Genomic DNA, 25160 nt, shown 5'->3' on the forward strand with positions numbered 1-25160 from the left:
GCTCTTTCCGAACACGACTCGCTCGCTGTCAAACCTTGCAGTCAACCAGTGGCTTGTACGGAATTCCTGCCTCATCCAAAGTGCTGAAAACAGCCGCCATGACGGCTTCCATTGAAACGCCTGACAGCCAATCCATCAGGCCGCCCTTCGGACTTCGCATTCGATACGCCTTGAGGCCGTGAAGAATGAGCGATTCCGCGCGTCCGGATTCTTCCGTTGCCAGCAATGGATAAAAACTGATGTTGTCCTGACCAAAGTCCCTGACGTAGTCGCGCCTTCTTGAAGCCAGATTTCTCGCCTTGCCAACCTTCACGTTGCGACAGTTCACGCGGGCGCATGTCGCGATGTAGCGCGGATCCCGGCTGACAGGAACCGGTTCCATGCGTACAGGCTGAGCCACGTAGATGCCGGCAAGGGCCGGCGGATCAGGGAACCGTGTTCCCGAAAGGACGGGTTTCATGCCCCCATCATAATTCGAGGGCGCTCGCGCAGAAGGCCCGGGGCCTGGCATCGTGTCCCAGGTGCGATGTTCGCGCCCCGGCTGACCTGCGTCGGAAAAGCCGGACAGCGGATCGGTACCCTGCCCTGTACACGTCTCGCGTCGCGCCCTGGAAACATGTGCTGGCCGTGTAGAATCGAGCGCTTCGACATCTGCGGCGGTCTCCAACATGTCTCCACGGTTCCTTGTGCTGATTGCCTTGTGTTTCGGCGCCCTCCACCTGCCAGTGCAAGCGGCGGCGCCCGCTGACGATCTGAATACCTATTTCAAGCCGGTGAAGTGGCGCTCGATTGGCCCGTTCCGCGGCGGACGTTCGAATGCCAGCACCGGCGTCGTCGGCGACCCGAGGACCTACTACATGGGGACCACGGGTGGCGGCCTCTGGAAAACCACCGACATGGGCTTGAGCTGGAGCAATGTGTCTGACGGTTACTTCCAGACCGCGACCATCGGCGCGGTTGCGGTGTCCGCCAGCGACCCGAATGTGGTTTACGTCGGTACCGGCGAACACGCCGTTCGCGGTGTCATGAGCCATGACGGCGATGGCGTCTATCGATCCACCGATGCGGGCAAGACCTGGAAACGGGTCGGCCTGGAGCTGACCCAGCACATCTCGCGAATCGTCGTGGATCCGAATGATCCGGATCTGGTCCTTGTCGCTGCACAGGGCGCGCTCTATTCACCCTCGCCGCAACGAGGAATCTACAAATCCAGCGACGGCGGCGCGACCTGGAAGCAAGTGTTGTACGTCGACGAACGTACAGGCGCCTCGGAACTGTCGATGGACGCGAGCAACCCGCGCATCCTGTACGCAGCCATGTGGGAGCACGGTCGACTGCCGTGGAAGGTGATCAGTGGCGGACCTGGCAGCGGCCTGTACAAGTCGACCGACAGCGGCGATACGTGGGAGAGACTGAGCGAGGGTCTGCCCAAGGAAATGGGCAAGACGGCGATCGCTGTCAGTCCGGCCAACCCGGACAAGGTCTACGCCCTGATCGAGACCGACTCCTACAAGGACGAGCGCGGGCTTTACATGTCCTCCAACGCAGGCAAGAACTGGAAAAAGATCAGCAGCGAACCTCGACTGGTGCAGCGTGCCTGGTACTACATCGAGCTGTTCGCCGACCCCGGGAACGAGAACACGATCTATGTGATGAGCGCGCCGGCACTGCGCTCTGACGATGGCGGCAAGACCTGGGAAACCCTCACGGCACCGCATGGCGACTTCCACGACCTGTGGATCAATCCGGACGACGCCAACAACTTCATCATTTCCAACGACGGCGGCGCATCGATCAGCTTTGATCGCGGCCGCAGCTGGAGTTCGCAGGACAACATGCCCACTGCGCAGTTCTATCGAATCAACGTCGACAATCAGTTCCCCTACCGGATCTACGCAGGTCAGCAGGACAACAGTTCCGTTTCCATCGCCAGCCGCGAACTCGGCAATGATCACATCGGCACGTCGAGCTGGAAGTCATCGGCTGGCGGAGAGAGTGCCTTCCTGGCCTTCGACCCTGACAACCCGAGATTCGTGATGGGCGGCAGCTACCAGGGCACGATCGAGATCATCGATACCGAGGCGAAGGCCGGCACCAACATCATGGCCGCGCCAATCCAGTACCTCGGCATGGATGCCAAGGACATGAAGTACCGCTACAACTGGAATGCACCGACTGTCTGGAGCCGCCACGAACCCGACACCTTCTTCCATGGTGCGCAGTACCTGCTCAAGAGCAGCGACATGGGCAAGACGTGGAAAGAGATATCTCCGGACCTGACACGCAACGAAAAGGACAAGCAGGGCACCCCAGGCGGACCCATGACCAACGAAGCCGTGGGTGCCGAAAACTACGGAACCCTGGCCTACGTGGTCGAATCTCCGCACGAGAAGGGCGTGATCTGGACCGGTAGCGACGACGGCCTGGTGCATGTCACCCGCGACGGCGGCGAGACCTGGAAAAACGTGACGCCGCGAGGTCTGGCCGAGTGCCTGGTCAACGCCATCGAAGTGTCTCCGTTCGATCCGGGCACTGCCTATATCGCCACGACACGGTACAAGTTCAACGACCATGCGCCGGGGCTGTACAAGACCACCGACTATGGTGCGAGCTGGACGAAAATCGACAAGGGCATCCCCGACAACGACTTCACGCGCGTGGTCCGCGAAGATGATGTGCGTCCGGGTCTGCTCTATGCCGGTACAGAACGTGGCGTCTATCTGTCATGGAATGGGGGCAAGGACTGGGCCTCCTTCCAGTTGAATCTGCCGGTCACGCCGATCACCGATCTGCGCGTCCACAAGGGCAATCTGATCGCCGCAACCTCGGGCAGATCGTTCTGGATTCTCGATGACCTCGGCCTGATCCGTCAGTACCAGAGCGATCGGCCTGCATTCGTGTTCTACAAACCCGGTGACGCCTACCTGGTCAACGGCAGCAGTGAACTGGACCAGCCGGATGCCGATGGCGAGGAGGCATTCACTGGCGCGAGCACGTTCAACGGCGTCAACCCGGCCTCCGGCATCGTTCTCTATTACCAGTTGCCCGAGCTGGAGAAGACGGAAAACATTTCGCTGCAGATTACCGATGCCCAGGGCAAGACCATTCGGACGTTTTCATCAAAGAGCGATCCCGATCAAAAGAAGTGGGAGGGAGGTCCGAGGCCCGACCCGGTACTGCCCAAGGCCAGCGGACTCAACCGGTTCGTCTGGGACCTGCGCTACCCGACCATGACCGGTGTGCCCGACGTCTACTTCGAGGCCAATTACGCCGGCCACAAGGCAATCCCCGGCAAGTATCGATTCACGCTAAAGGCCGGCGATCAGACGCTGAGTACAGACGCCGAGATTCTGGCCAACCCTCTCTACACGACGGATGCCAGCGGATATCAGGCCTATCACACGCTCATGTCCACGATGGAAGCCGAACTGAGCGCGATGCATCAGCGGATCAACAGTCTGCATGACAAGCAGATCCAGCTTGGAGAACTGCTGGCCAAGATTCCCGCTGATGCCAGGTACAGCGCGCTCAAGTCCGAAGGCGAAGCCCTGCAAGGCAAGCTCAAGGCCTGGGACGAGGACATGGTCCAGCGCCGATCGAAAGCCTATGACGATGTCGAAAACTTCCCGAACAAGTTCACGGCCAGCTACCTGTTCCTGATCAACCACACCGAGAGCCATCTTCCGCAGATCAATCCGCCAGCGCTGGAACAACTGCAGATTCTGAACGCGCAGTGGGCGACGCTGAAAGCCCGTTCCGATGAGTTGCTCAACAAGGACATTCCGGCGATGAATCGAAAGTTCTGGGAAGCAGGCTACGGAGCGCTTTGGCAATAGGTCGACGACGCATGCCTGGATCCTGACCTCTGGACACGAACGCACCGAGGCCCGGGCTCCGCCCAATCAATGAGGATTGTCCAGGAGGATAGCGATGAGAATGGAGACACCCGCAGGTTTCCTTCCGGCGAACGGTGAAGCCAGGCCTCGTTCCATTTGAAACGTCGAGATTGCACTCGAAAACAGCAATCGGGGCAGCCGTTCCCGCCAGCAGTCCAGCTCGCGGAAACGGCCTCCCGGATACGCCGATCTCCTGTCGACCTGCTGCCCCGCTATTCCTGCGGCTTCACGCCCAGATACGCGCCTGCCGCTGCGACGGTAGCCCACAATTCCGGGTTTCTCTTGAAGGATCGGTCGAACAGCGATTCGGCGGTTTCGCGATCGCCGTTGAGCAGGTAGTAGGCACCGACCTCGGCCAGCCACTTTTCTTCCTTCGGCTCCATCCGGATGGCTTCGTCAAACAAGGGTTTGGCCCGCGCCCACTCCCCGGCCTCGACATATACGCGCGCTATCCGAAATCGGTCGCTGGCATCGTCATCCGCGGCCAGTATCTGATCGAAGATCGCCTGGCCTTCGGGCTTCATCCCGCCAAGGTAGTAGACGCGACCAACCCCGATCCGCTCCCAGCTTCCGTCGTCTGCCTGGATCATGGCTTCGCGCAACAGTGCCTTGGCCGCTTCTTCCTTCGGCAACGATTGATAGGTTGCCGGATCGATCGCCTTGTCGGCGTACGCTCCGCTCATGCCAAGAACGCACAATGCCACGGCAATTAAGCCCAAACGAAATTTCATCCTGATCTCCCTGATTTGCGATGGTCAAACAAAAGCAGTTTGCCAGAAAACTACACTACATCGTAGGCAAGCAGACCACCGCGTCTGCAGGACCAGGCATGTCGGCTGTCGCCGCTCTTGCGAATTCCCTGGTCTGGATCTTTCGGAGAGGGCCCTCCAGCCGGGAATCGCCACCCGACCGAGACCTGCCAACCCGACCAGGGCGTTTTCCGCCAACCATCGACGGCTGCCGATTCCGCTGGGTCTGGCGAGGAATCGGATTCCTGCCAGTGCCGGGAATCTTGTGTGTCCCGTTGTCTTCCCGGTTGTCCAGTTGATCGGGTTGGTTGTTTCTCCCGGTTGAACCATGTGGATGGCCCGTTGGCGACCTCACTCGCCGGCATAACTGTCGTCGATGCCGTTGGCGAATATCAGGTCACTCGTGCCCTCGATTGCGCCGACTGTGCAGACATTGTTCACCGGGCGCGCCAGATCGAGCTGGTCGGTATGGACGTAGCGTCCCGCGCCGTCTCGGCAACGCGTAGCGGAAACAGCGCCGACCGCGATACTGCCGGGTTTCGGAGCTGCGAACGGAATATCCGATCCGGCCATGCTGACCTGCGACAAGTTGATCTCGACGCCGATTTGATTGCCCGTCGGATCACCGGTGAGGACGCAATCGGCATCGCTGACGGCGCCGATCAGCACATAACCCGACGAGACCACGCCCTCCGAACGCGTCAGGCAATCCGGGGCATGAAGGGACAATCCGTCGTTGTTGCCGGTGATCAGGGCCGCGCCGAGGCTTTCGCCGCCGCTGAACGATACGCCGCCACCCTGACGCTCCGCATAGTTTCCGGTCACGGTAATCCAGGACAGATCAACCCGGCCAGAGAAGGTGTTGTAGACATCGAGGCCACCGCCGTAGAGGTCGGCAAGGTTGTCGGCGAACAGACTGTTGCTGACGGACATGTCCGTGCCCTGACCCAGGCTCATGCCGCCCCCGTCACGCACGGCGTAGTTGCGCGTGAATGCGCTGCGAGTGATGCGCACCGGGCCCGATCCCTGCAGCACATGCAATCCACCGCCCGACGATCCGCTCGCATTGCGGTCAAACCACACCCGGTCGATCGTCAGCATGCGCGGGAACGAGAATCGCGCGCCGCCACCGTCGTACGCGCTGCTGTCGTCGCCGGGATGGATCGTGTCGCCCCCTTCGATGCGCATCCCGAACAGGCCGATCGCAGACCGGTAGGCGCTGCTGCCGTCGAGATCCAACACGCGCTCGACGCCGTTGCTGCGGATCACGGTCCGGTCCGGACCCTGGCCGATCAGGATTCGTCCCTCGCCCTCGAGCGCGATGATATCGAGATCGCCAGTGACGCCGAGGTCGTCGTCCTCGCCCGGAATGTTGACGTTGAAGATACCCGCCGGAATCGTGATCACGATCGGTACGTCCTGGGCGCCGGCTTCCATCAGCGCAGCACGCAGCGTGCAGCCGCCTATCGTGCTCTGGCAGACGCCATTGCCGGGATTGCTGTCGGGCGCGTCGGCGGTCGAGTTGACCGCGTAGTCGACGCGCTGCTCGAACGCGCCGCGATCGCACTGCTGGCGCTGGATACCGCGCTGGTCGTAGGCATCGCAGCGGCCGGGACTGCCGTCGTTCGGAGTCGGCGCCCCCGAGTTGAGTGCCGGGCTGCCCGGCAGCAGCACGTGCACGGGTCGCGAGCGGCCGGCGTCGGCGAGCGTGCCGAGCAGCGGATCGGTGTCAGGCAGGTCGGTGCCGCGTGGAATCGCGAACGTGCAGACGCCGTTCTTCCACAGATTGTAGCCGTCGCTCAGAGCAGTCGGAATGCAGCGCAGATCGACTCCCGTCGACGAGGACGTGTTGCGGTTGGCATTGTCGCTGAAGATCGAGTTGTCGAAGCGTGCGCTGCCGCCTTGAATGTAGACGCCGCCGGTGCCGGCGCCCGTGTTGTAGGCCACGGTCACGTTCTTGAGGCTCACGTCGCCTTCTGCGTAGAGCGCGCCGGCGCCGCTCGCATCGTTCTCGCTGAGTGTCGTATTCGTAAGCCTGAGCAGGTCGCTGCCACCGTGGCGGATCGCCGATCCGGGACCGGTCAGGGCGTGATTGCGCGTGAATGCGCTACGCGAAACCGTCACGTTGCCGGCCAGGGGAGACGAGGCGATCGTCAGGGCACCGCCCTGGTTGGCGGTGTTTTCGGTCATGTGAACCTGATAAAGGGACAGCACGCCGGCGCAGTCGTAGATGCCACCGCCGTTGCTGCTGCCGGCATCGCCGCCGAGGATCGTCAGCGAGTTGAACTGCACGTTCATGTCCGAGCGGCAGTCGAGGTCGAACACGCGATCGACGCCGTCGCCGTCGATGACGGTCTTGCCGGTGCCGTTACCGACGAAGACGACCGTCCCGCTCGCATCGACGTCGAGGTCGCCGGTCGCGTTCGCGTCCTCGCCGCGCCCGGGACGGCTGAGCTTGAAGTGGTTCGAGAAGCCCTGGAAGGTGATGATGTCGGCGCTGCTGCCAGCCGGGCATCCGCCGAATGCTGCATTCGTGTTGGCAGCCTGCACGGCCTCGCGCAGCGAACACTTGGTCATGTCCTCGCCGAACTGGTCATTCGGCGTGGAGACTTCGATGTTCGTGGCGCCGATTCGCATGCTCGCGAGCAGCATGGCCAGGCCCAGGGCGAGGACGAGGCTTCTAAGGTTCATGGTCACACTCCGCATTGCGTGGTTCCTGAACGCATCCACGCAAAAGGGCGCCGCCAGGGGCCAGCAGAATGAACCTCAGTCAGGGACATCCAGGATTTCACAAGATGCCTACTCGAGAAATCGGCCTTTTCCTGCAGACAGGCAGACGGTATGGGGTCACGCTGCTTGCATGACCTCGAAAATCGCCTCGCGACGATCCCCACGCGACGTCACGCGTTGCGGCGCACCGCCAGGCTCTATTCGGATTGGCTTTGCTTAGCCCTGAGCCCAACCCGGGCGATGGTACGACAGTGGCCCCTGCCCCGATGCGGCCCCGGATGGGCGGGCGTGAGCGAGAAACTCAACGCCTATTGGTCACGATGCCCCGAGAGAAACACCCACCCGAAAAACAGCATGAACAGCAGGTCATTCACACCGTAGATGCTGAAAAATGCCCCGGCGAACAGGTCGCGGGAATAGAGCGCTGAAAGACTGTTCTCGGAAAGCCAGAGCACCCAGACCACGACATAGACGAGTTTCTCAACCGCAAAGGCTCCGGCCAGCCACTTGATGTTCGCATTGATGAAAGCGGCGCTGATGTAGGCCAGGCCCCATACGACAATCATCAACAGGCCGAAGTCCGACATCACGACCGGGTCAGCTTCGTTGATGGCGTTGTTGGTGAAAGCGCGCGAAAACAGGAGTACGCCAGCGATGTTCATGACTCCCGCTGCGACAAGTCCGTTCCTAACCAGCTTTCCGCTCATGAACTTTCCTCGAATGCCAATGTGCTGGGGTGGATGTCCCGTTTGTACGGATGTGTTGTGGGTGTCCCGATTGTTCTGCCGACTATTTTTCGTCTGAGAGCGCCGGTTTCGGATTCTCGGTGCTGGCCAGGGCGGCCACCACGAGGGTCCAGGCGGGGAATAATTGCAGCCCCGGCACCACTTCGATCGCAAGAGCGGGCAGGAGCGGCCAACGGAAACGCAGCAGCGCGAAAAGCACCACCGCCGTTATGGCATCCAGGATCCACTGAGCCGGAGGCCAGAGGGCCACGCCAAAGCCGAGAATGTCCGACAAGACGGCAGCCACCAGCGCCCAGCGCCAGCGGGGTAGCCGCCATGCCGTGAGGAAATTCCGGATAAGGTCTCTCATTTTGGATTCCAGGCCTGTTGGTGTGCGCGCTTGGTGGTCGGGACATTCCGCACTGACAAGAAATTGTGGGTGTCCCCGTTTGTTACCCCTTCACTGATCCGCTTCTGGGCCAAAACAAGCAAGGCGACTGTTTGGATCATTTTTGACCAGATGACCGCATCGCTCCAGCGCGCGCACTGCATCCAGAAATCCTTGGGATGCAGACTTCCTGAGCCAAAAAATGCTTCTCCTGTGGTCAAGAGGATTGCTGGTACTTCTCAGTCTCTGGTAGGCACGAAACTGCGCCTCCGCACTTCCATTTTCGCTGCCAATCAGCGCCCAGCGCAATGTATTCGCTTTGTCCGGCTGGCCACGCATCCAGTAGAAGTTTGTCAGCGATAGCGCTGCCTCCTTGGATCCATCCATAGCTTCTTTAGTCTTTTCGACTACTTCCTCATCAGTCAGGAAGTAGCTGACGCTAGCAAGAATGGCGTCGCCTCCCGGAGCCTGCGCGAACAAATCTGGGCTGCTCACCAGGGGAGCGCACACGAGTAGCGCCAGCACATTTTTCGTCAACATCCTTGCTTGCTCCCCTTTTCCTGATTGAGCGTTCCTGGGATCAGGTCTTGGCATACCTGCCGCATGCACAATTGGCCTGAACATTCTCTGCTCTTGACTCTAGTCGTGGCTAAGGTGCGACGATAGACCTGACCCCAATGTCCTCGTGTGTGTCTCGAAGGTTGTCCACTACCGCCCGCTGAAAACGACTTTTTCGGCACCATTTCTTTTTGGCCGAATGACTACCGTCCCGGCCAATTTGTCGTGCCATCCTTGCTTGCGACGATCAAAAGCGACCCAAATGATGCCGACAAAAAATGGCAATGCCGCCAGAATATAGCCAAAGTAACGCACTAGATACTGGACAATACTGGGCGCCCTGCCAGTTCGGGCGTCTACGATCTTGGCGGTGATGGCCATCTTGCCAGGAGTGGCCTGATAGGAGAGCCAGAATGCCAAAGTCAAAGCAAAGGGCATCAGGTAGTCGAGCACGAACCCAAATCCTCCTTTGAAGAACGACGTATCGTTCCAGTAGGAAGGCCCCACCAAGAGCCAAGCCAAGGGAATAGTAATCGCCAGCAGCAGCAAGGCGTCAATGAGAGATGCCCCAACACGGATCCAGAAGCCTGCGTACTCCAAATCACTCTCGTCTGACACTTTTCAAACTCCTTGTGCCCCTCAAGTCAAATTGCCCCTGAGCGCATCAGAAAGCAAGCGGGCGTCGCAATTGGTGTCGTCTGATTGTATTGGTGACGTCTGGCTGTCTCGGTCGCGTTAGGAAATTGTGCGTGCGTCCATCCGCGGCGATGGTACGAAGATAGACCTGACCCCAATGTTCTTCCTGAAAGGCCTGATCCCCTCTTCTCAACATCCTCTGCCCACTTGTACAGTCGATTGCGCGGGATGCCCAATTCTCGGGCCAACTCAGCGGCAGGCTTCTTTGCTGCGCGTAGCAGTCGGACGGCCTCTCGTTTGAATTCCAATGTGAATCGGCGACGCTTTTCCATCGAACACCTCCATCGGGGGATTGTCCCCGTTTTGTGGTGTCCGAGAAATCAGGAGTGATCCAACTTGACCCCAAGACCGGCAAAGATTCGTGGGTGATCCGGCTGTTCCTGTCTACGTTATAGTTTTAGCCAGCATGCTCAGTTAACGGGATGTTGATACCACCATGCCTCTCAATGTTGTACGTGAGGCCACCACCGAACGGATAGTCTTCAAGGTGTTCTCGTAGGTCGGCAGTATCGGACTCATAAAGAGTGAATCGATACTTCTTGGTGTAGGAAGCAGAACCCGGCTCAGCATTGACCTTGAGTTCAATGACATATTCGCCAGGCAGCCAAACGAAGAGCCGTTCAAACATTTGATAAAATGGCTTTACAAGCGCCTCGCCAGCCTCCACTGCCTTCTTTTCATTCTCTGGCCTTGCTCGAATCTTGCGACGGATATCTGAGTCAAGATTGGAGAGTTGCTCGCGAAACTGCTTTTCTGTAAGCCGATCAAAAATATTTAAGAATACAACCCTGTGGGCCCATGTTTCACCCGGCTTCAGATAGAACGGAACGAACAGTACCGAAGATTGTGACGATGGTGTTTCGAAGTAGTTCTGCGCTGGCAGAATGGTCAGCGGAACTCCATCACGTAAAACGTCGAGACTGATGCCGCGTATTCGGAGTTCCCGTCCGCCCGAATTGCTAATACTGACCACAAGACTTGCGTTTGGATTTCCAACCTTGTGTGTCACTCCAATTCGACTGTGAACTTCGACCACTAGACGTCTTGGACGCAGAAGTAAATGTAGAGGCGGAAGTTGCGACAGGATGATCGCAATGAGTGCGCAAAGGGCTGTCCAGAAAGTCCAGTCAAGGTAGAACGGCATTGATTCATTAGGCATTTGGATTCTCACATTCTTATGCGCCCGCATTCCAGCGCAGAGTGCAGCTTACGAATTCCCGATCCTGTCGAGCTGGCGCGGACTCAGAACAAACTTCCTCCAACCCAATACGTCTATTCAGCAAACTCCGAAAATCAGCCTGTCATCGCTCAATTCGCCCAGAGAGTTCAATTGTTGAAGCAATAGCTTCTAGCCTTGGCAATCTATCGCGGAACCTGAACTCGCCGAGAACACCAAGTATGAAACTCGCTCGTTCGCGTTCTTCTTCTGCAGCGCCATCGTCACTTGAGATTCGCTGGTGCTCCAAATACTCAGGCGAAGATTCTCGGTGCCCTCTCTTTACTCCAATTAAGTATGCCTCCACCACTCGACCTGAATGGGAGTTCAAGAATGTAACTCCGCCTTCTTGAGATCGAAAAAAATTGATTACATCGGACGCGCCGCCAGAATTGCTCATGAACTTCCTATAGACATCTGTCGCTACCGTGCGGAGTACAACAAGCGTAACTAATAGCATAGGATGGAGGTAGTGATTATCTGGCACCGAAAGTATTGCCATCCGAATCCGCGTGAAGCATTGCTCGCGAGCTCTGAGCGAGAAACCAAATAAGCGAGACAATCCGTTAAACACGTCCTCAAGTTGCTCTTTGTCAAACCTAAATTCGGAATGTGTTCGTTGAGAAAAACACTCTTCTAGACCTAACTCATTGAGTAGGTGCTTGGTAAATTTTTCAACATTTGGCTCTGGAAGCCGAAACTCAAGATCAATGAATCTGCGCAAATACTCTGTTGCTTCAAATTCGCGACCATAGATCGTACTCAAGCTCACCTGCGTTTGACTCTTGTCAAGCGCGAGAACAAACATTACGTTCTTAACGTTGAGCAAATGCTTGATTCTCTCAAGAAGTTCAACCGCGTAGTTCGGTCGACATCGATCCAGCTCGTCGACTAGGATCAGAAGCATCGGCTGACCATCTTGCTTTGGAAGTGTCTTAACCAAAGACTCAAGCGAATCGTGAAACTTCCTGATTAGATTCTTCTCTGCCAAGTATGCGTCGGTTGCGTTCTTTATTGATTCCTCAGTCAATTCCGCAAGTGCCGATTCGGTGAATGAATCTAGGTCAAGGAGTCCAGCAGTAGCTAACTTCCCAGCAACGGGTAATACGCGTCGCGCAATAGCAGATGCAATATGCTTTGCTCTATCCAGTTTCTTGGCGTTCGGACTACTACGCTCGGCGAGTCTCGACTCTGTAAATTCGCATATCTCTGATACAAATGCCAAAAGCGGATCTTCGGCGAAATCCGTCTCCCATGCATTGAAATACAGAGTCTCAACCTGTCTATCTGACAGATAGCGCTCCCACATTCGCAAGAATGTTGTCTTGCCGGTTCCCCAAGGTGAATCGATGCACAACACAAATGGCGGATCAATTTTGAGAACTAGATCCGTTAGAAATTCGACTGCCGGCCTTCTATCGAGCACGTCATTGCGAAAAGGATCTTCGTTGGGAATTTCGATAGGTTGGGATTTGAATTTCATTGCATGAGAACTTTTCGGCAATTACAGGAGGAAATCTCGCATAAGCTGTTATGCGAATACATAGACTCCTATAGTACAAAATGGCCGCTCGCGCGCCTCGACCCAAGTCAATGGACGCGACGAGATAGAGGCCCACGGGAGCACGCCCATCTATTGAGACCAAAGGAGCAGTTGCTGCAATTCAGAAAACACAGCTGATCTCTTGGAGGCTCACCAGCTACCCGAACCCATAAAGGGGCGTATTTCGGAAGCCTAACATGGAATGTTGGAACAAAGAGACGGAGGCTATTTCCTACCCTCCGCGCACCGAGGGGCGCCCTCCCAGCCCAGGGCCAAGACAGCAGTCGATAAAATCTTGATCAAATTGGGGTACCACAACATCGGCGCAGCCTAGCGACCCATTGCAGGCCGCTGCTGTACTACCTCAACAACAAAACCGGCACCAGACAACTCCGCAGCACCTCAGTCGTCGTACTCCCCAGAATCATGCTGCGTATCCGCGAGTGCCCGTAGGCGCCCATCACGATCAGGTCAATCGGCTGTTCCTGCACATGTTTGGCAATGGCGGCATCCGCCGGGCCGGAAACGACGTGCACATCCACATGGAACCCGGCATCGCTGAGTTGCTCGCGGGCCCATTCCAGGCCTTCCGGTTCGCTTGATGATTCACCGACCATCAGCAGGTTGCAGGGCAGATCCCTGAGCAGCGGGCTGGCACAGACCATCTCGATGCAGCGGCGGGTGGTGGCGCTGTTGTCGAAGGCGATCAGGAAACGTTGCGGTGCGCTGAATGACCTGGCCGCAACGAGTACCGGCCGGTGCACGGCGCGGACCACGCGTTCGAGATTGCTGCCGAGGTGGCCCTTGGCGAAATCGGCGTGTTCGCCGCGCTTGCCGATGACAAACAGGCGCACTTCGGATTCGAACTCAAGCAGGGTATCGACCAGGGCGCCATGGCGCAGACGTGACTCCGCCTTGATGCCGTGGGATTGCGCGGCCAGTGCCAGCGCCTGACTGAGCAGACGGCGACCGCTTTCCTGGGCCACGCGCGATCGCGACTCATCGAGTGCGGTCAGCTCCGCGAGCAGATCCTCGCGATCGCCGAGGGCGAGATTGCCGCTGAGGTTCTGCTTGCCGGGTGCGGCGGTCGAGCGATCAATCGCGTGCACGAATTCCAGCGGCGCGCCGAGACGCGCAGCCGCCCAGGCGGCCATTTCGGCGACGCTGGCCGAATAGCTGGAAACATCGAGAGCAGCGAGGACGCAGCCATCGGCGTGGATCAGGGTGGTTTCGGTCGCGCTCATGCTTCAGTGTCCCATCAAATGTTCGACGTCGCCCGGCTTGTCATGCACGCCGAGACGGTCCACCAGGGTGGTGCTGGCTTCGTTGAGCCCGAGGATTTCGACTTCGGCGCCTTCGCGGCGGAACTTGAGCACCACCTTGTCGAGGGCGCCGACCGCCGAGAGATCCCAGAAATGCGCATGGGTGACATCGATAATCACCTTCTCCAGCACTTCGCGGAAATCGAAGCGCTGCACGAAGCCATCGGCCGAGGCGAAGAAGACCTGCCCGGTGACGACGTAGCGGCGCGTGCGTCCTTCGTCGAGCGAAGTCGATCCGACATGCAGAACCTGGCCGACCTTGCGCGCGAAGAACAGGGCCGAAAGCAGCACGCCGACGAGCACGCCCTGGGCCAGATCATGCGTGGAGACGGTAACGACCACCGTGGCCACCATGACCATGCTCGAGGATTTCGGGTAGGTGCGCAGATTGACGATCGAGCTCCAGCTGAAGGTGCCAATCGAGACCATGATCATGACCGCAACCAGGGCCGCCATCGGAATGCGCGCGACCAGCGGCCCGGCGAACACGACCATGATCAGCAGCACCACACCGGCTGTGAGCGTGGACAGGCGCGTGCGGCCGCCCGATTTCACGTTGATGACCGACTGGCCGATCATCGCGCAACCGGCCATGCCGCCGAGCAGGCCGGAGGCGATATTGGCGATGCCCTGCCCCGCGGCTTCGCGGTTCTTGTTGCTCGGCGTGTCGGTCAGGTCGTCGACGATGGCAGCGGTCAGCATCGATTCGAGCAGGCCGACCACGGCCAGCGTGCACGAAACCGGGAAGATGATTTTCAGCGTCTCGAAATTGAGCGGCACTTCCGGCCAGAGGAAGATCGGCAGGCTGTCGGGCAGCTCGCCCATGTCGCCGACCGTGTTCACGTCGATCTTGAAGTAGATCGCAATCGCGGTCAGCACGACGATGCAGATCAGTGGCGACGGAATCGCGCGGGTGAGGCGCGGGAATCCGTAGATGATGGCCAGGCCGGCAGCGACCATCGCGTAGACCGGCCAGCGCACGCCGATCAGTTCCGGCAACTGGGCCATGAAGATCAGAATGGCCAGCGCGTTGACGAAGCCGGTGATCACCGAGCGCGAGACGAAGCGCATCAGCACGCCGAGCTTGAGTGCGCCGGCGATGATCTGCAGGACGCCGGTCAACAGGGTTGCGGCAAGCAGGTATTGCAGGCCGTGATCCTTGACCAGGGTAACCATGACCAGGGCCATCGCACCGGTCGCGGCCGAGATCATGCCGGGCCGGCCACCGGTGAACGAGATCACCACGGCGATACAGAACGAGGCGTACAAGCCGACCTTCGGATCGACACCCGCGATGATCGAGAACGCGATCGCTTCGGGGATCAGGGCCAGGGCCACGACCAGGCCAGCGAGGACATCGGCACGCGGATTGGACAGCCATTCCTGGCGGATGGAATTGAACACGGGGATTTCCTCCTCGCATCAGGCGAGGGTTGGAGGATGGGGATCGAGGGTGACGATTGCCGCGAATCCGCAGCGGGCGTTCGCTTGAAGGCGAACAGGCCGGGGATGGTGAGTCCAGGCAGCTATTCCTCGGGGGCGCGCATTCTAGACCATGCGGGATGGGATTGCCTGAGGGGGAAGGTTGACGCGTTCTTCCATGTCGCGAAATTTCGCCGTGGGAGGCCCTTCAGGGGCGATGCATTTGGTTGGACTCGTGCCGAAGAGCATCGCCCCTGACGGGCCTCCTACGAAAAGCGGGGAAGCATCGCGGCTGAAGCCAGCTCCTACGGCATTCCTTGAGAGCATCGCCCCTGACGGGCCTCCTACGAAAAGCGGGGGAGCATCGCGGCTGAAGCCTGCTCCTACGGCATTTCTTGAGAGCATCGCCCCTGACGGGCCTCCTACCAAGAGCGGGGGAGCATCGCGGCTGAAGTGAGGAGCATCGCGGCTGAAGCCTGCTCCTACGTCATTCCCTGAGAGCATCGCCCCTGACGGGCCTTCTACGAGAGCGCTTCTGGAATTGCGTGGTGTGGGCCTATGAAGATTTCTCCAGGCGTCGCTCGCGCAGCAGCTGCTGCTGCACTTCGCTGAAGGCGCGATAGCGTTGCTGCCATTCGGAGGGTTGGCTGACGCGGGTGATCTCGACGGCGGTGACCTTGTACTCGGGGCAGTTGGTGGCCCAGTCCGAATTTTCGGTGGTGATCACGTTGGCGCCCGAGAACGGGAAGTGGAAGGTGGTGTAGACGACACCGGGCTGCATGCGTTCGCTGATCTGCGCGCGCAGCACCGTGTCGCCGGCGCGGCTGGCGATGCCGACCCAGTCGCCTTCGGCAATGCCGCGCTGTTCGGCATCGTGCGGATGGATCTCGATGCGGTCCTCGTCATGCCAGACCGTGTTCGATGTGCGCCGCGTCTGCGCGCCGACGTTGTACTGGCTGAGGATGCGTCCGGTGGTGAGGATCAGCGGGAACTTCGCGTTGACCTTTTCCGTGGTCGGCACGTACTCGGTGCGCATGAAGCGGCCCTTGCCGCGCACGAATTCCTCGACGTGCATGGTGGGCGTGCCATCGGGAGCCTCGGCGTTGCACGGCCACTGGATGCTGCCGAGTTCGTCGAGCCTTGCGTAACTGACACCGCTGAAGGTCGGCGTCAGGCGCGCGATCTCGTCCATGATCTCGGACGGATGCGCGTAGTTCATCGGGTAGCCCAAAGCATTCGACAGGAGCTGGGTGATTTCCCAATCGGCATAGCCGGATTTCGGTTTCATGACGCGGCGCACGCGCGAGATGCGGCGCTCGGCATTGGTGAAGGTGCCGTCCTTTTCGAGGAAGGTCGAACCGGGCAGGAACACGTGCGCGAACTTGGCGGTCTCGTTAAGGAACAAGTCCTGCACGACCACGCACTCCATCGCGCTCAGTGCCGCGGTCACGTGCTGGGTGTTCGGATCGGACTGGCCGATGTCCTCGCCTTCTACGTAGAGCCCCATGAACTCGCCATCGAGCGCGGCCTCGAACATGTTCGGAATGCGCAGGCCCGGCTCGGCCAGGATCGGCACGCCCCAGTCATGCTCGAAGCTCGCGCGCACGCTCGAATCCGACACATGGCGGTAGCCGGGCAATTCATGCGGGAACGAGCCCATGTCGCAGGAACCCTGCACGTTGTTCTGCCCACGCAGCGGATTCACACCGACACCGCGTCGGCCGATGTTGCCGGTGGCCATGGCCAGGTTGGCGATTGCCATGACCGCGGTCGAGCCTTGCGAATGCTCGGTCACGCCGAGGCCGTAATAGATCGCCGCATTGCCAGCGGTGGCGAACAGTCTCGCTGCCGCGCGCACCAAGGCGGCCGGCACGCCCGTTTCGGATTCGCTGGCTTCGGGCGAATGGCTTGCATCGGCGATGAAGGTCTTCCATTGGGCAAAGGCAGCGGCCTCGCAGCGCGAGGCGACGAAGGCCTCGTCGACCAGGCCCTCGTTGACAATGACGTGCGCCATCGCATTGAGCAGGGCGACATTGGTGCCGGGCCTGAGCTTGAGCAGATAGTCCGCCTGCACGTGTGGCGAGCGGACCAGGTCGATACTGCGCGGGTCGGCAATGATCAACTTCGCGCCTTCGCGCAGGCGCCGTTTCATCTGCGATGCGAACACCGGATGCGCGTCGGTCGGATTGGCGCCGATGACGAAGATCACGTCGGCCTGCATGACCGAATCGAAATCCTGGGTGCCTGCCGATTCACCGAGCGTGGCCTTGAGTCCGTAGCCGGTGGGTGAATGGCAGACGCGCGCACAGGTATCCACGTTGTTGTTGCCGAATGCCGCGCGCACGAGTTTCTGCACGAGCCAGGTTTCCTCGTTGGTGCAGCGCGAGGAGGTGATGCCGCCAATCGAATCGCGGCCGTACTTGCTCTGGATGCGTCGGAACTCGCTTGCGGTATGCGCGATCGCCTCGTCCCAGGACACCACCGTCCATGGATCGCTGATCCTGCTGCGGATCATCGGCGTGGTGATGCGGTCCTTGTGCGTCGCGTAGCCGGTGGCAAAGCGTCCCTTGACGCAGGCATGGCCATGATTGGCCTTGCCATCGATGTGCGGAACCATGCGCACGACTTCCTCGCCTTTCATCTCGGCGCGGAACGAACAACCGACGCCGCAATAGGCACAGGTCGTGACCACGCTGCTCTCGGCCTGTCCCTTTTCGATCACCGATTTTTCCAGCAGGGCGGACGTCGGGCAGGCCTGTACGCAGGCGCCACAGGAAACGCATTCCGAAGAGAGGAAGGATTCATCCTGGCTGGCGACGACTTTCGAATCGAAGCCGCGGCCCTGGATGGTCAGGGCGAACGTGCCCTGCACTTCATCGCAGGCCCGCACGCAGCGTGAGCAGACGATGCATTGCGAGGGATCGAAGCGAAAATAGGGATTGGATGCATCGACCGCAGAGAAAAGCGGATTGGCGACGCCTGCGTGTTCGGCAGAAAAATGATTGGCGCCGCCGAAACCGTAGCGGTTGCGTTCGAAACCGACCGCGGTCGCCATTTCCTGCACTTCACAGCGGCCGTCCGGGGCGCAGCCCTCGCAGTCGGGTGGATGATCGGAAATGTAGAGTTCCATCACGCCGCGCCGGATCTCGGCGAGCTTTGCATTCTGCGTGCTGACCTTCATGCCTTCGGCGACGGGTGTCGTGCACGAGGCCGGGTAGCCCTTCATGCCCTCGATCTGCACGAGGCAGAGGCGACAGGATCCGAATGCAGCAAGCGTGTCAGTCGCGCAGAGCCGCGGAATGCCGATCCGGCTCAGGGCCGCCGCCCGCATGACCGTGGTTCCGACAGGCACCTTGACCGCCTGCCCGTCGATTTCCAGGCTGACGAGCTTCAGCGAACCCAGCGACTGGATCGCCGGTGTGCCGTAGTCGGTGTCTGCGATGGAGCGCATTGATCACCTCGTCGAGATGTGCTGGCTTGCGTCCACATCCTAGTACGGTCGACATGACGGGTACAGCAAAATGGTCGTGCATTCGCTGCGCGGGATTGCCTCGTAGAAGCCCGCTTCAGCTGCGATGCTTTTGCCGGATTGCCTCGTAGGAGCCCGCTTCAGCTGCGATGCTTTCGCGGGATTGCCATTCAGAGCATCACGGCTGAAGCCTGTTCCTACGGAGGATCGAGTGGCGAAGCGGACTCTCTTGCAAATGGGAGCCCTGCCTCAATAGCGATGCGTTTCGCGCCCTTGCGTTGTAGGAGCCAGCTTTAGCTGCGATGCGCTTCGCGGGATTGCCATTCAGAGCATCACGGCTGAAGCCTGTTCCTACGGAGGGTCGAGTGGCGGATCAGGCCCGTCAATCAGGCACCGCTGCCTCAATAGCGATGCGTTTCGCGCCCTTGCGTTGTAGGAGCCAGCTTTAGCTGCGATGCGCTTCGCGGGATTGCCATTCAGAGCATCACGGCTGAAGCCTGTTCCTACGGAGGGTCGAGTGGCGGATCAGGCCCGTCAATCAGGCACCGCTTCCGTAGGAGGCCCGTCAGGGGCGATGCTCTTCTCGCAACGTGCCCCAAAGCATCGCCCCTGACGGGCCTCCTACGGTTGAGCTGCGCTAGTCCGCTGCAAAATCTTCAGGGAAGAGTTTCAGGGCGCCGTGCCGGCATGGGCGTCATGGAGCTTCGCCCCTGGCGGGTCTCCTGCGCTAGAGCTGCGTTAGAGCGCTGCAAAATCTTCGGGGAAGTGTTTCAGGGCGCTGAGTACCGGCATGGGCGTCAAGCCGCCGAGTGCGCAGAGCGAGCCGTGCAGCATGGTGTCGCAGAGGCTGGTCAAAAGATGCTTGTTCGCTTCGGCATCCGTGCCGCTACGGATGCGGTCGATCACTTCCACGCCACGTGTCGAGCCGATGCGGCAGGGCGTGCATTTACCGCAGGATTCGATGGCGCAAAACTCCATTGCGAACCGCGCCTGTTCGGCCATGTCGACGGTATCGTCGAAGACGACGATGCCACCGTGGCCGAGCATCGCGTCGATTGCGGCGAAGGCTTCATAGTCGACGGGCGTGTCGAAATGCGATTCGCCCAGATAGGCTCCGAGCGGGCCGCCGACCTGGACGGCGCGGATCGGCCGGCCGCTGGCAGTTCCGCCACCGTAGTCGTAAAGCAGTTCGCGTAGGGTCACGCCAAAGGCCAGCTCGATGAGGCCGCCGCGCTTGATGTTCCCGCCCAGCTGGATCGGCAGCGTGCCGCGCGAACGGCCCATGCCAAGGTCGCGATACCAGTCGGCGCCGCGAGCAAGAATGTCCGGTACCGAAGCCAGGGTGATCACGTTGTTGATCACGGTCGGCTGCCCGAACAGGCCCTTGATCGCCGGCAGCGGCGGCTTGAAGCGCACCTGGCCGCGTCGTCCTTCGAGACTTTCCAGCAGCGAGGTTTCCTCGCCGCAGATGTAGGCGCCTGCGCCGATGCGCAGTTCGATGTCGAAGTTGTATCCGGACTCCCGAATATTCGTGCCGAGCCAGCCCGCTGCGCGTGCGCGCTCGATTGCTTCGACGAGAATGGACCGGGTGAGCGGATATTCGCTGCGCAGATAGATGTAGCCCCGGTTCGCGCCCACCGCGATCGCGGCAATCAGCATGCCTTCGATAAGGCGGTACGGATCGCCTTCCATGGCCATGCGGTCCGAAAACGTTCCGGAGTCGCCCTCGTCCGCATTGCAGACGATGAACTTGCGCGACGATTCCTGATCGAGCACGGTTTTCCACTTGATGCCACACGGGAACGCCGCGCCGCCGCGACCTCGCAAGCCGGAATCGGTCACGCATTGCACAATCCCGGCCGGCTGCATTTCCAGGGCGCGCTCGAGCCCGCGCCAGCCGCCGTGCGCTTGGTAATCTTGCAAATCGAGTGGATCGATGATGCCGTTGCGGGAAAAACAGAAGCGCTGCTGCTTTCTGAGCCAGTCGATCTGGTCAACCGGACCCAGGGCAAGCGGATGGCTGCATGCCCGCGGGAATCCCGCCTCGAACAGCGCAGCAATGTCGTCCACCTCGACTGGACCAAACCCGATCCGGCCTGCATCGGTTTCAACTTCGACCAGCGGTTCCAGAAAACAGAGGCCACGTGATCCGTTGCGGATGATCTCCACTTCGATATCGCGATGCGCGGCTTCGCCTGCAATCCGTTCGACTACCTCATCCGCGCCACAGGCGATGGCCGTGGTATCGCGCGGAACGCGAATACGCACGCTCATGTACCCTTCCGGCAGGCTTCGACCAGGCGGTCGATCTTTTCGACAGACAGCCGCCCGTGAACCCGGTCATCCAGCATCGCCGAGGGCGCGCAGGCGCAGTTGCCGAGGCAGTAGACCGGCTCCAGCGTGATGCTGCCATCCGCTGTCGTTGCGCCGAACCCGATCGCCAGTCGCTCGGTCAGATGGCGTTCCAGTGTGCGTGCGCCCATGGCCTGACAGGCCTCGGCACGGCACAGCTTGAGCACGTGCCGACCTGGGGCCTTGCTGCGAAAATGATGATAGAAACTGATCACGCCGTGCACTTCGGCACGACTCAGGTTGAGCGCATCGGCCACCAGCGGAACAGCCGCGGCGGGCACGTAGCCAAGGGCATCCTGAATGCGGTGCAGGATCGGCAGCAGCGAGTCGACCCTGCTGGCCTCAGAATCGATGGCGAGAAGCACAGCAGTGCGCGCGTCGTCTTTCAGAACATTCTCTGATGAAGACCCATGCGCGCTGGCTTGTGCTCCCGGCATCTTGTCCTCGCTGCGTGCGGCTCCTGCCTCGCGTGGAGCGCTATTGCGCCTCGACCAACGCGCTTTGCGGTCGGATCGTCAACTCGTATTTCTTGCCATTCGGCTCTTCCTTGGCAGGCGGAAACCCGAAGCTGAGCGGTTTGCCAAGCACGGCCGTCACCGAATGCTGGCCGCGCGTGACCCACTTGCCGTCATGACGGGCAGCGAAATCAACGTCCAGCTTGATCGACTCCTTGCCGGTCGACGAAAACTCGAGCGGAGTGGCGGTGATCAGGATCCTGAACCCGGCATCCGGTTTGGCCGGATCTTCATTGCGCACTTCCGCCTGCGCACCGGCCTTGACTTCGATGACGGGTGCCGCAGCCAGCGATCCGTCACGCGCGATGGTCAACTCGAGGCGATAGTTCGCTTGCGCGCTTGCCGCAGCGGGGAAACCCCATGTGGCAAAAAGCAGCGCCAGCATGGCCAACCAGCGTGTTCCATGAAAATTCATTGACTCGGTACCTCAAGGTGGGGGCTGTGGTGAAGTGTTGCGTCGTGTTTTGCTGACAGGGAATTCCGGGCCCTGAAGCCGGCCGTTGTCCGCTGGCTCTGGACCCGGCCAGCGCCGGAAGGTTCCCGTCCGGCCAGGTCGATGCGTTCAGACTCGAGCTCCGTTTTCTGGCGGTGTCCAGCGATCCAGCGCTTCGCGTGTGCGTTTGCGGCCCCATTCAATCACGCTTTCAGCGCGATGAAAATCGTAGAACATGCAGACGTTGCGTGGAATCGTGATCAACAGATCCGGTGGCTGCGCCGCCAGTTTGAGCCGGGTGATGGTTTCCTGCACGGTATCGAGCGAGCGCGCAAACAGATCGATCACGCTGGGGTCGCGCGTTGCGTCGGCAACCGATCCTGCAGGGACCGGCGGCACGCCAAGCATCCGGCGCACGCGTGGCACCAGGCCCCCTCCACTGTCTGCAGATCCGTCGGCCTCGGGAGACTCGTCACTTTCCTCTTCGTGCAGCGGCTCGGCGGGCGCATTGACGTCCACGGCGATCGTGGCCTGGGTATGGTCGCGCAAGGTGGGCGAGACCGGCAATGGATTGAGCAGACCGCCATCGACCAGCAGTCGACCGCGGTAGCGATGCGGACGAAAAATGGTGGGAATCGCGATCGAGGCCCGGATCGCCTCGAACAATGAACCTCGCGAAAACCAGACTTCGCGATGCGCATCGAGATCAACCGCAACGGCCGTATAGCTGATCGGCAGATCCTCGATGTTGACCTCGCCGACGTGCTCGCGCATCGCGCTGATGATGCGGTTTCCCTTGATGAAGCCGCCGCCGCTGACCGTGATATCCAGAAGCTTGAAGACGTCGAAACGGGCCAGGGTCAGGACCCAGTCCCGATAGGCATTCAATTTCCCCGCCGCATAGACGCCACCGACGAGCGCGCCCATCGAGCTGCCCGCGATGGAACGGATATCGAAGCCCTGCGCAATCAGCTCCTCGATCACGCCGATGTGTGCATAACCACGCGCGCCACCCGAGCCGAGCACCAGCGAGATGGGGATCTTGCGGGCCGTCGAATCGTCAGAGCTGGCAACCGCATCGTTCATGAGGTTTTTGCAGTCTGATAGCTGCCAATGGCCAATTGCAGCAGGATTCTCATTTCCTCGCGCAGCGATACCGGCGAAACCACTTCGGCATCGGGGCCATACTTGAGTACATCCATCAGCAACTCGCGCGAGTTGCTGTAGGGCACTTTCAGTTCATAGCGACCGTCGGGCAGCCAGTGGCCTTCCTGGCGCGAGTGCCAGTGCTCGTCGGCGACCCAGCGTGCCGCGTGTTCGGAAAAGTGCAGGACCGCAGTGGCCTTCGGTGCGCCGGAAAAAATGCCGTAGCTGGAAGCGAGGTGCGCGTCGAGTTCGGCCAGGTCGCTGTCGAGCGAAGTCTCGTCGCGGACTGCGACCGAGCGCATGCGATCGAGGGCGAAGCTGCGCAGTGCTTCGCGGCCGTGGTCCCAGGCATCGAGATACCAGTTGTCGCGGTAATGGGCGAGTCGCTGCGGCGAGACTTCACGGGTACTCGGTGTGTTGGTCGTGCGGGCGCGGTATTCGAAGGTGATGCGCTTGCGACTGAGCAAGGCGCTGGACACGGTGCGGAAGACAACCTGATCCAGCTTGCGTGCGCCACTGGAGATGACGCGAATGCGCTCCACCGGCAAGGTCCGGCCGCTGGCATGATCGGAAAGCAGGCCCTCGATGCGTTCCCGGAACGGCGCCAGGGCACCGGCCAATACGCCCGGGTCGGATCGACCGAGCAACTCGTTGAGAGCGAGCAAGGCCGCCAGCTCCTCGCTGGAAAGCCAGAGCCCCGGCAGTTCGAAGCGGTCGGCCTCGTCCTTGGCGTAGTAGATCGTGCCGTTTTCCGAATCGCTCTCGATGGGCGCGCCCAGCGCATCGCGCAGGAAGGCGATATCGCGATACATCGTTGCCCTGGAGCACTGCAGCTCTTCCTGCACGTGCTTGAGCGTGACCGGATAGCGCGCGGACTTGAGCATCCGGTGCAGGAGCAAGGTGCGTTCGTAGCGATCCATGGTCGAAACTGCCGCGTTGTGAATCCGACGCAGAGTTTGGCATAAGCGACCCTGCGTGCGCAGGCTTGAGCTGCGCCAGGCACAGGGACGATGCGCCCTGTTTTACCGGTCTGGCCCGAATGCGCCGATGCTTTCGAGGAGCCGCAGCGGGATCGACAGGCGTTTCGTTGCGTCGTCTGCTGCTGGCATGTCGATGTTGATGGCGAAGAACCAGCGTCGACCGTCGCGTTCCAGCCAGCCCACCGACCAGCCCAGATCGGTCTTGCCATCGGCCGCGCCGCGGGTCGACCAACCGGTTTTCTGATGCAGGATCCAGCCAGGCGCGTCGGTGGAAATCGTGATGCGCCTCACCGCCTCCTGGCTACGCTCGGTAAAGGGAAGCTTGCCATCGGCCAAACGACGCAGGAAGTCGACTTGCTGCCTTGCTGAAATGCGCAAGGAATTGTCGAGCCAGAACTGATCGATCGTATCGCCGATGCTGCGATTGCCGTAGTCGACTGCATCGAGATACGCCTGCATGCGCTTTGCGCCGATGCGTCGCGCCACGGCCTGGTAGAACCAGACCACGGAGTAGCGCATGCCGCTGGCCAGACTGTGATCCCGGTTCCAGGCCGGCATCCGTCGCTCCTGGCCGTCCCAGCGGATCACCTCGTATTCGTCGGAAACCGCCCCGGATTCGAGGGCGGCCAGGGCGTTGAAGACCTTGAAGGTGGATGCCGGCGAGTAGGCGGCCTCGGCGCGAATCGGATCATGGACAAGCCAGTTCTGGCCCGTCTCGTCGAATACCACGACGGTGCCGATCACGTCGGCTTGCACGAAGATGCGGGAAAAGTCCGCACGCTCCTGCCACTGGATATCTGACGCCAGGGCATCGGACACCAACAGGACGCCGAACAGGATCAACGCGACCCGCCATCGCCCTGCCTTCATGCCGGTTGCCCCCTTGCCCTCGAGTGAATCAACAGATTCCAGTCGAAACAAGGATTTGCGCGGGCCGAAATCTGACAGAACGCGGGCAGCACCCCGGTTGCCGGGATTACCGATTACCATCAGCGGTCCCGAGCAGCGCAACTTCGTCCG

20 protein-coding genes are annotated in these 25160 nt (G+C 60.3%); 1 reads left to right on the forward strand and 19 read right to left on the reverse strand.

Annotation, left to right across the window (positions count from 1 at the left end; translation table 11 throughout):
* Positions 1–28 precede the first annotated feature (28 nt).
* Positions 29–460 (reverse strand): hypothetical protein, encoded by a 432-nt coding sequence (locus R3F00_RS12785; protein ID WP_371282177.1) that lies wholly within the window; start codon positions 458–460, stop codon positions 29–31.
* Positions 461–668: 208 nt separating this feature from the next.
* On the opposite strand from R3F00_RS12785, the gene R3F00_RS12790 reads away from it, so the two are divergent.
* Positions 669–3836 (forward strand): hypothetical protein, encoded by a 3168-nt coding sequence (locus R3F00_RS12790; protein WP_371282178.1) that lies wholly within the window; start codon positions 669–671, stop codon positions 3834–3836.
* A gap of 272 nt (positions 3837–4108) precedes the next feature.
* Here R3F00_RS12790 and R3F00_RS12795 read toward each other — a convergent pair whose 3' ends face one another.
* The 18 genes from R3F00_RS12795 to blaOXA all read right to left on the reverse strand — a co-directional run bounded on the left by R3F00_RS12795 (position 4109) and on the right by blaOXA (position 25010).
* Positions 4109–4627 (reverse strand): tetratricopeptide repeat protein, encoded by a 519-nt coding sequence (locus R3F00_RS12795; RefSeq protein WP_371282179.1) that lies wholly within the window; start codon positions 4625–4627, stop codon positions 4109–4111.
* 369 nt (positions 4628–4996) lie between these two features.
* Entirely contained in the window at positions 4997–7336 is a 2340-nt protein-coding gene (locus R3F00_RS12800; protein ID WP_371282180.1) for a choice-of-anchor Q domain-containing protein, read from the reverse strand.
* Between the two features lie 347 nt (positions 7337–7683).
* Positions 7684–8082: a hypothetical protein gene (locus tag R3F00_RS12805; protein ID WP_371282181.1), complete on the reverse strand. Its 399-nt coding sequence runs from the start codon at positions 8080–8082 to the stop codon at positions 7684–7686.
* 82 nt (positions 8083–8164) lie between these two features.
* Positions 8165–8470: a hypothetical protein gene (locus tag R3F00_RS12810; protein ID WP_371282182.1), complete on the reverse strand. Its 306-nt coding sequence runs from the start codon at positions 8468–8470 to the stop codon at positions 8165–8167.
* 90 nt (positions 8471–8560) lie between these two features.
* Positions 8561–9028, reverse strand: a complete 468-nt coding sequence (locus R3F00_RS12815) for a hypothetical protein (RefSeq protein WP_371282183.1) — start codon at positions 9026–9028, stop codon at positions 8561–8563.
* Between the two features lie 168 nt (positions 9029–9196).
* A complete protein-coding gene (locus R3F00_RS12820; RefSeq protein WP_371282184.1) occupies positions 9197–9664 on the reverse strand; it encodes an RDD family protein in 468 nt (155 codons plus the stop codon).
* Positions 9665–9690: 26 nt separating this feature from the next.
* On the reverse strand, positions 9691–10014 hold the full coding sequence (locus R3F00_RS12825) for a transposase (RefSeq protein WP_371282185.1): 324 nt from the start codon (positions 10012–10014) through the stop codon (positions 9691–9693).
* A gap of 125 nt (positions 10015–10139) precedes the next feature.
* The gene (locus R3F00_RS12830; protein ID WP_371282186.1) at positions 10140–10901 is read right to left on the reverse strand and encodes a hypothetical protein; all 762 of its coding nucleotides are present in this window, start codon (positions 10899–10901) and stop codon (positions 10140–10142) included.
* A 142-nt stretch (positions 10902–11043) separates the two neighbouring features.
* Positions 11044–12441 carry a P-loop NTPase fold protein gene (locus R3F00_RS12835; protein WP_371282187.1) on the reverse strand — a complete coding sequence of 466 codons (1398 nt, stop codon included), beginning with the start codon at positions 12439–12441 and terminating at the stop codon, positions 11044–11046.
* Between the two features lie 419 nt (positions 12442–12860).
* The gene (locus R3F00_RS12840; RefSeq protein WP_371282188.1) at positions 12861–13745 is read right to left on the reverse strand and encodes a universal stress protein; all 885 of its coding nucleotides are present in this window, start codon (positions 13743–13745) and stop codon (positions 12861–12863) included.
* A 3-nt stretch (positions 13746–13748) separates the two neighbouring features.
* Positions 13749–15227 carry a SulP family inorganic anion transporter gene (locus R3F00_RS12845; protein ID WP_371282189.1) on the reverse strand — a complete coding sequence of 493 codons (1479 nt, stop codon included), beginning with the start codon at positions 15225–15227 and terminating at the stop codon, positions 13749–13751.
* Positions 15228–15801: 574 nt separating this feature from the next.
* Positions 15802–18696 carry a formate dehydrogenase subunit alpha gene (gene fdhF, locus R3F00_RS12850; RefSeq protein WP_371282190.1) on the reverse strand — a complete coding sequence of 965 codons (2895 nt, stop codon included), beginning with the start codon at positions 18694–18696 and terminating at the stop codon, positions 15802–15804.
* A gap of 756 nt (positions 18697–19452) precedes the next feature.
* A complete protein-coding gene (locus R3F00_RS12855) occupies positions 19453–20988 on the reverse strand; it encodes a formate dehydrogenase beta subunit (protein WP_371282191.1) in 1536 nt (511 codons plus the stop codon).
* Positions 20985–21503 (reverse strand): formate dehydrogenase subunit gamma, encoded by a 519-nt coding sequence (locus R3F00_RS12860; protein WP_371282192.1) that lies wholly within the window; start codon positions 21501–21503, stop codon positions 20985–20987. The genes R3F00_RS12855 and R3F00_RS12860 overlap by 4 nt, the downstream gene beginning before the upstream one ends.
* Positions 21504–21543: 40 nt before the next feature.
* Positions 21544–21996, reverse strand: coding sequence for a hypothetical protein (locus R3F00_RS12865; protein WP_371282193.1), 453 nt, complete (start codon positions 21994–21996; stop codon positions 21544–21546).
* 147 nt (positions 21997–22143) lie between these two features.
* Positions 22144–23100 carry a patatin-like phospholipase family protein gene (locus tag R3F00_RS12870; RefSeq protein ID WP_371282194.1) on the reverse strand — a complete coding sequence of 319 codons (957 nt, stop codon included), beginning with the start codon at positions 23098–23100 and terminating at the stop codon, positions 22144–22146.
* Positions 23097–24080: a helix-turn-helix transcriptional regulator gene (locus R3F00_RS12875; protein WP_371282195.1), complete on the reverse strand. Its 984-nt coding sequence runs from the start codon at positions 24078–24080 to the stop codon at positions 23097–23099. Before R3F00_RS12875 ends, R3F00_RS12870 begins: the two co-directional genes overlap by 4 nt.
* 102 nt (positions 24081–24182) lie before the next feature.
* Entirely contained in the window at positions 24183–25010 is an 828-nt protein-coding gene (gene blaOXA / locus R3F00_RS12880) for a class D beta-lactamase (RefSeq protein WP_371282196.1), read from the reverse strand.
* Positions 25011–25160: the final 150 nt, after the last annotated feature.

Source organism: Dokdonella sp., from assembly GCF_041395345.1.
Lineage (GTDB): Bacteria > Pseudomonadota > Gammaproteobacteria > Xanthomonadales > Rhodanobacteraceae > Dokdonella.

Excerpts from the sequence above, each read along its gene's own strand:
- R3F00_RS12785 (WP_371282177.1), bottom strand. The coding sequence starts at position 460 with ATGAAACCCGTCCTTTCGGGAACACGGTTCCCTGATCCGCCGGCCCTT.
- R3F00_RS12790 (WP_371282178.1), top strand. The coding sequence starts at position 669 with ATGTCTCCACGGTTCCTTGTGCTGATTGCCTTGTGTTTCGGCGCCCTC.
- R3F00_RS12795 (WP_371282179.1), bottom strand. The coding sequence starts at position 4,627 with ATGAAATTTCGTTTGGGCTTAATTGCCGTGGCATTGTGCGTTCTTGGC.
- R3F00_RS12800 (WP_371282180.1), bottom strand. The coding sequence starts at position 7,336 with ATGAACCTTAGAAGCCTCGTCCTCGCCCTGGGCCTGGCCATGCTGCTC.
- R3F00_RS12805 (WP_371282181.1), bottom strand. The coding sequence starts at position 8,082 with ATGAGCGGAAAGCTGGTTAGGAACGGACTTGTCGCAGCGGGAGTCATG.
- R3F00_RS12810 (WP_371282182.1), bottom strand. The coding sequence starts at position 8,470 with ATGAGAGACCTTATCCGGAATTTCCTCACGGCATGGCGGCTACCCCGC.
- R3F00_RS12815 (WP_371282183.1), bottom strand. The coding sequence starts at position 9,028 with ATGTTGACGAAAAATGTGCTGGCGCTACTCGTGTGCGCTCCCCTGGTG.
- R3F00_RS12825 (WP_371282185.1), bottom strand. The coding sequence starts at position 10,014 with ATGGAAAAGCGTCGCCGATTCACATTGGAATTCAAACGAGAGGCCGTC.
- R3F00_RS12830 (WP_371282186.1), bottom strand. The coding sequence starts at position 10,901 with ATGCCTAATGAATCAATGCCGTTCTACCTTGACTGGACTTTCTGGACA.
- R3F00_RS12835 (WP_371282187.1), bottom strand. The coding sequence starts at position 12,441 with ATGAAATTCAAATCCCAACCTATCGAAATTCCCAACGAAGATCCTTTT.
- R3F00_RS12840 (WP_371282188.1), bottom strand. The coding sequence starts at position 13,745 with ATGAGCGCGACCGAAACCACCCTGATCCACGCCGATGGCTGCGTCCTC.
- fdhF (WP_371282190.1), bottom strand. The coding sequence starts at position 18,696 with ATGCGCTCCATCGCAGACACCGACTACGGCACACCGGCGATCCAGTCG.
- R3F00_RS12855 (WP_371282191.1), bottom strand. The coding sequence starts at position 20,988 with ATGAGCGTGCGTATTCGCGTTCCGCGCGATACCACGGCCATCGCCTGT.
- R3F00_RS12860 (WP_371282192.1), bottom strand. The coding sequence starts at position 21,503 with ATGCCGGGAGCACAAGCCAGCGCGCATGGGTCTTCATCAGAGAATGTT.
- R3F00_RS12865 (WP_371282193.1), bottom strand. The coding sequence starts at position 21,996 with ATGAATTTTCATGGAACACGCTGGTTGGCCATGCTGGCGCTGCTTTTT.
- R3F00_RS12870 (WP_371282194.1), bottom strand. The coding sequence starts at position 23,100 with ATGAACGATGCGGTTGCCAGCTCTGACGATTCGACGGCCCGCAAGATC.
- R3F00_RS12875 (WP_371282195.1), bottom strand. The coding sequence starts at position 24,080 with ATGGATCGCTACGAACGCACCTTGCTCCTGCACCGGATGCTCAAGTCC.
- blaOXA (WP_371282196.1), bottom strand. The coding sequence starts at position 25,010 with ATGAAGGCAGGGCGATGGCGGGTCGCGTTGATCCTGTTCGGCGTCCTG.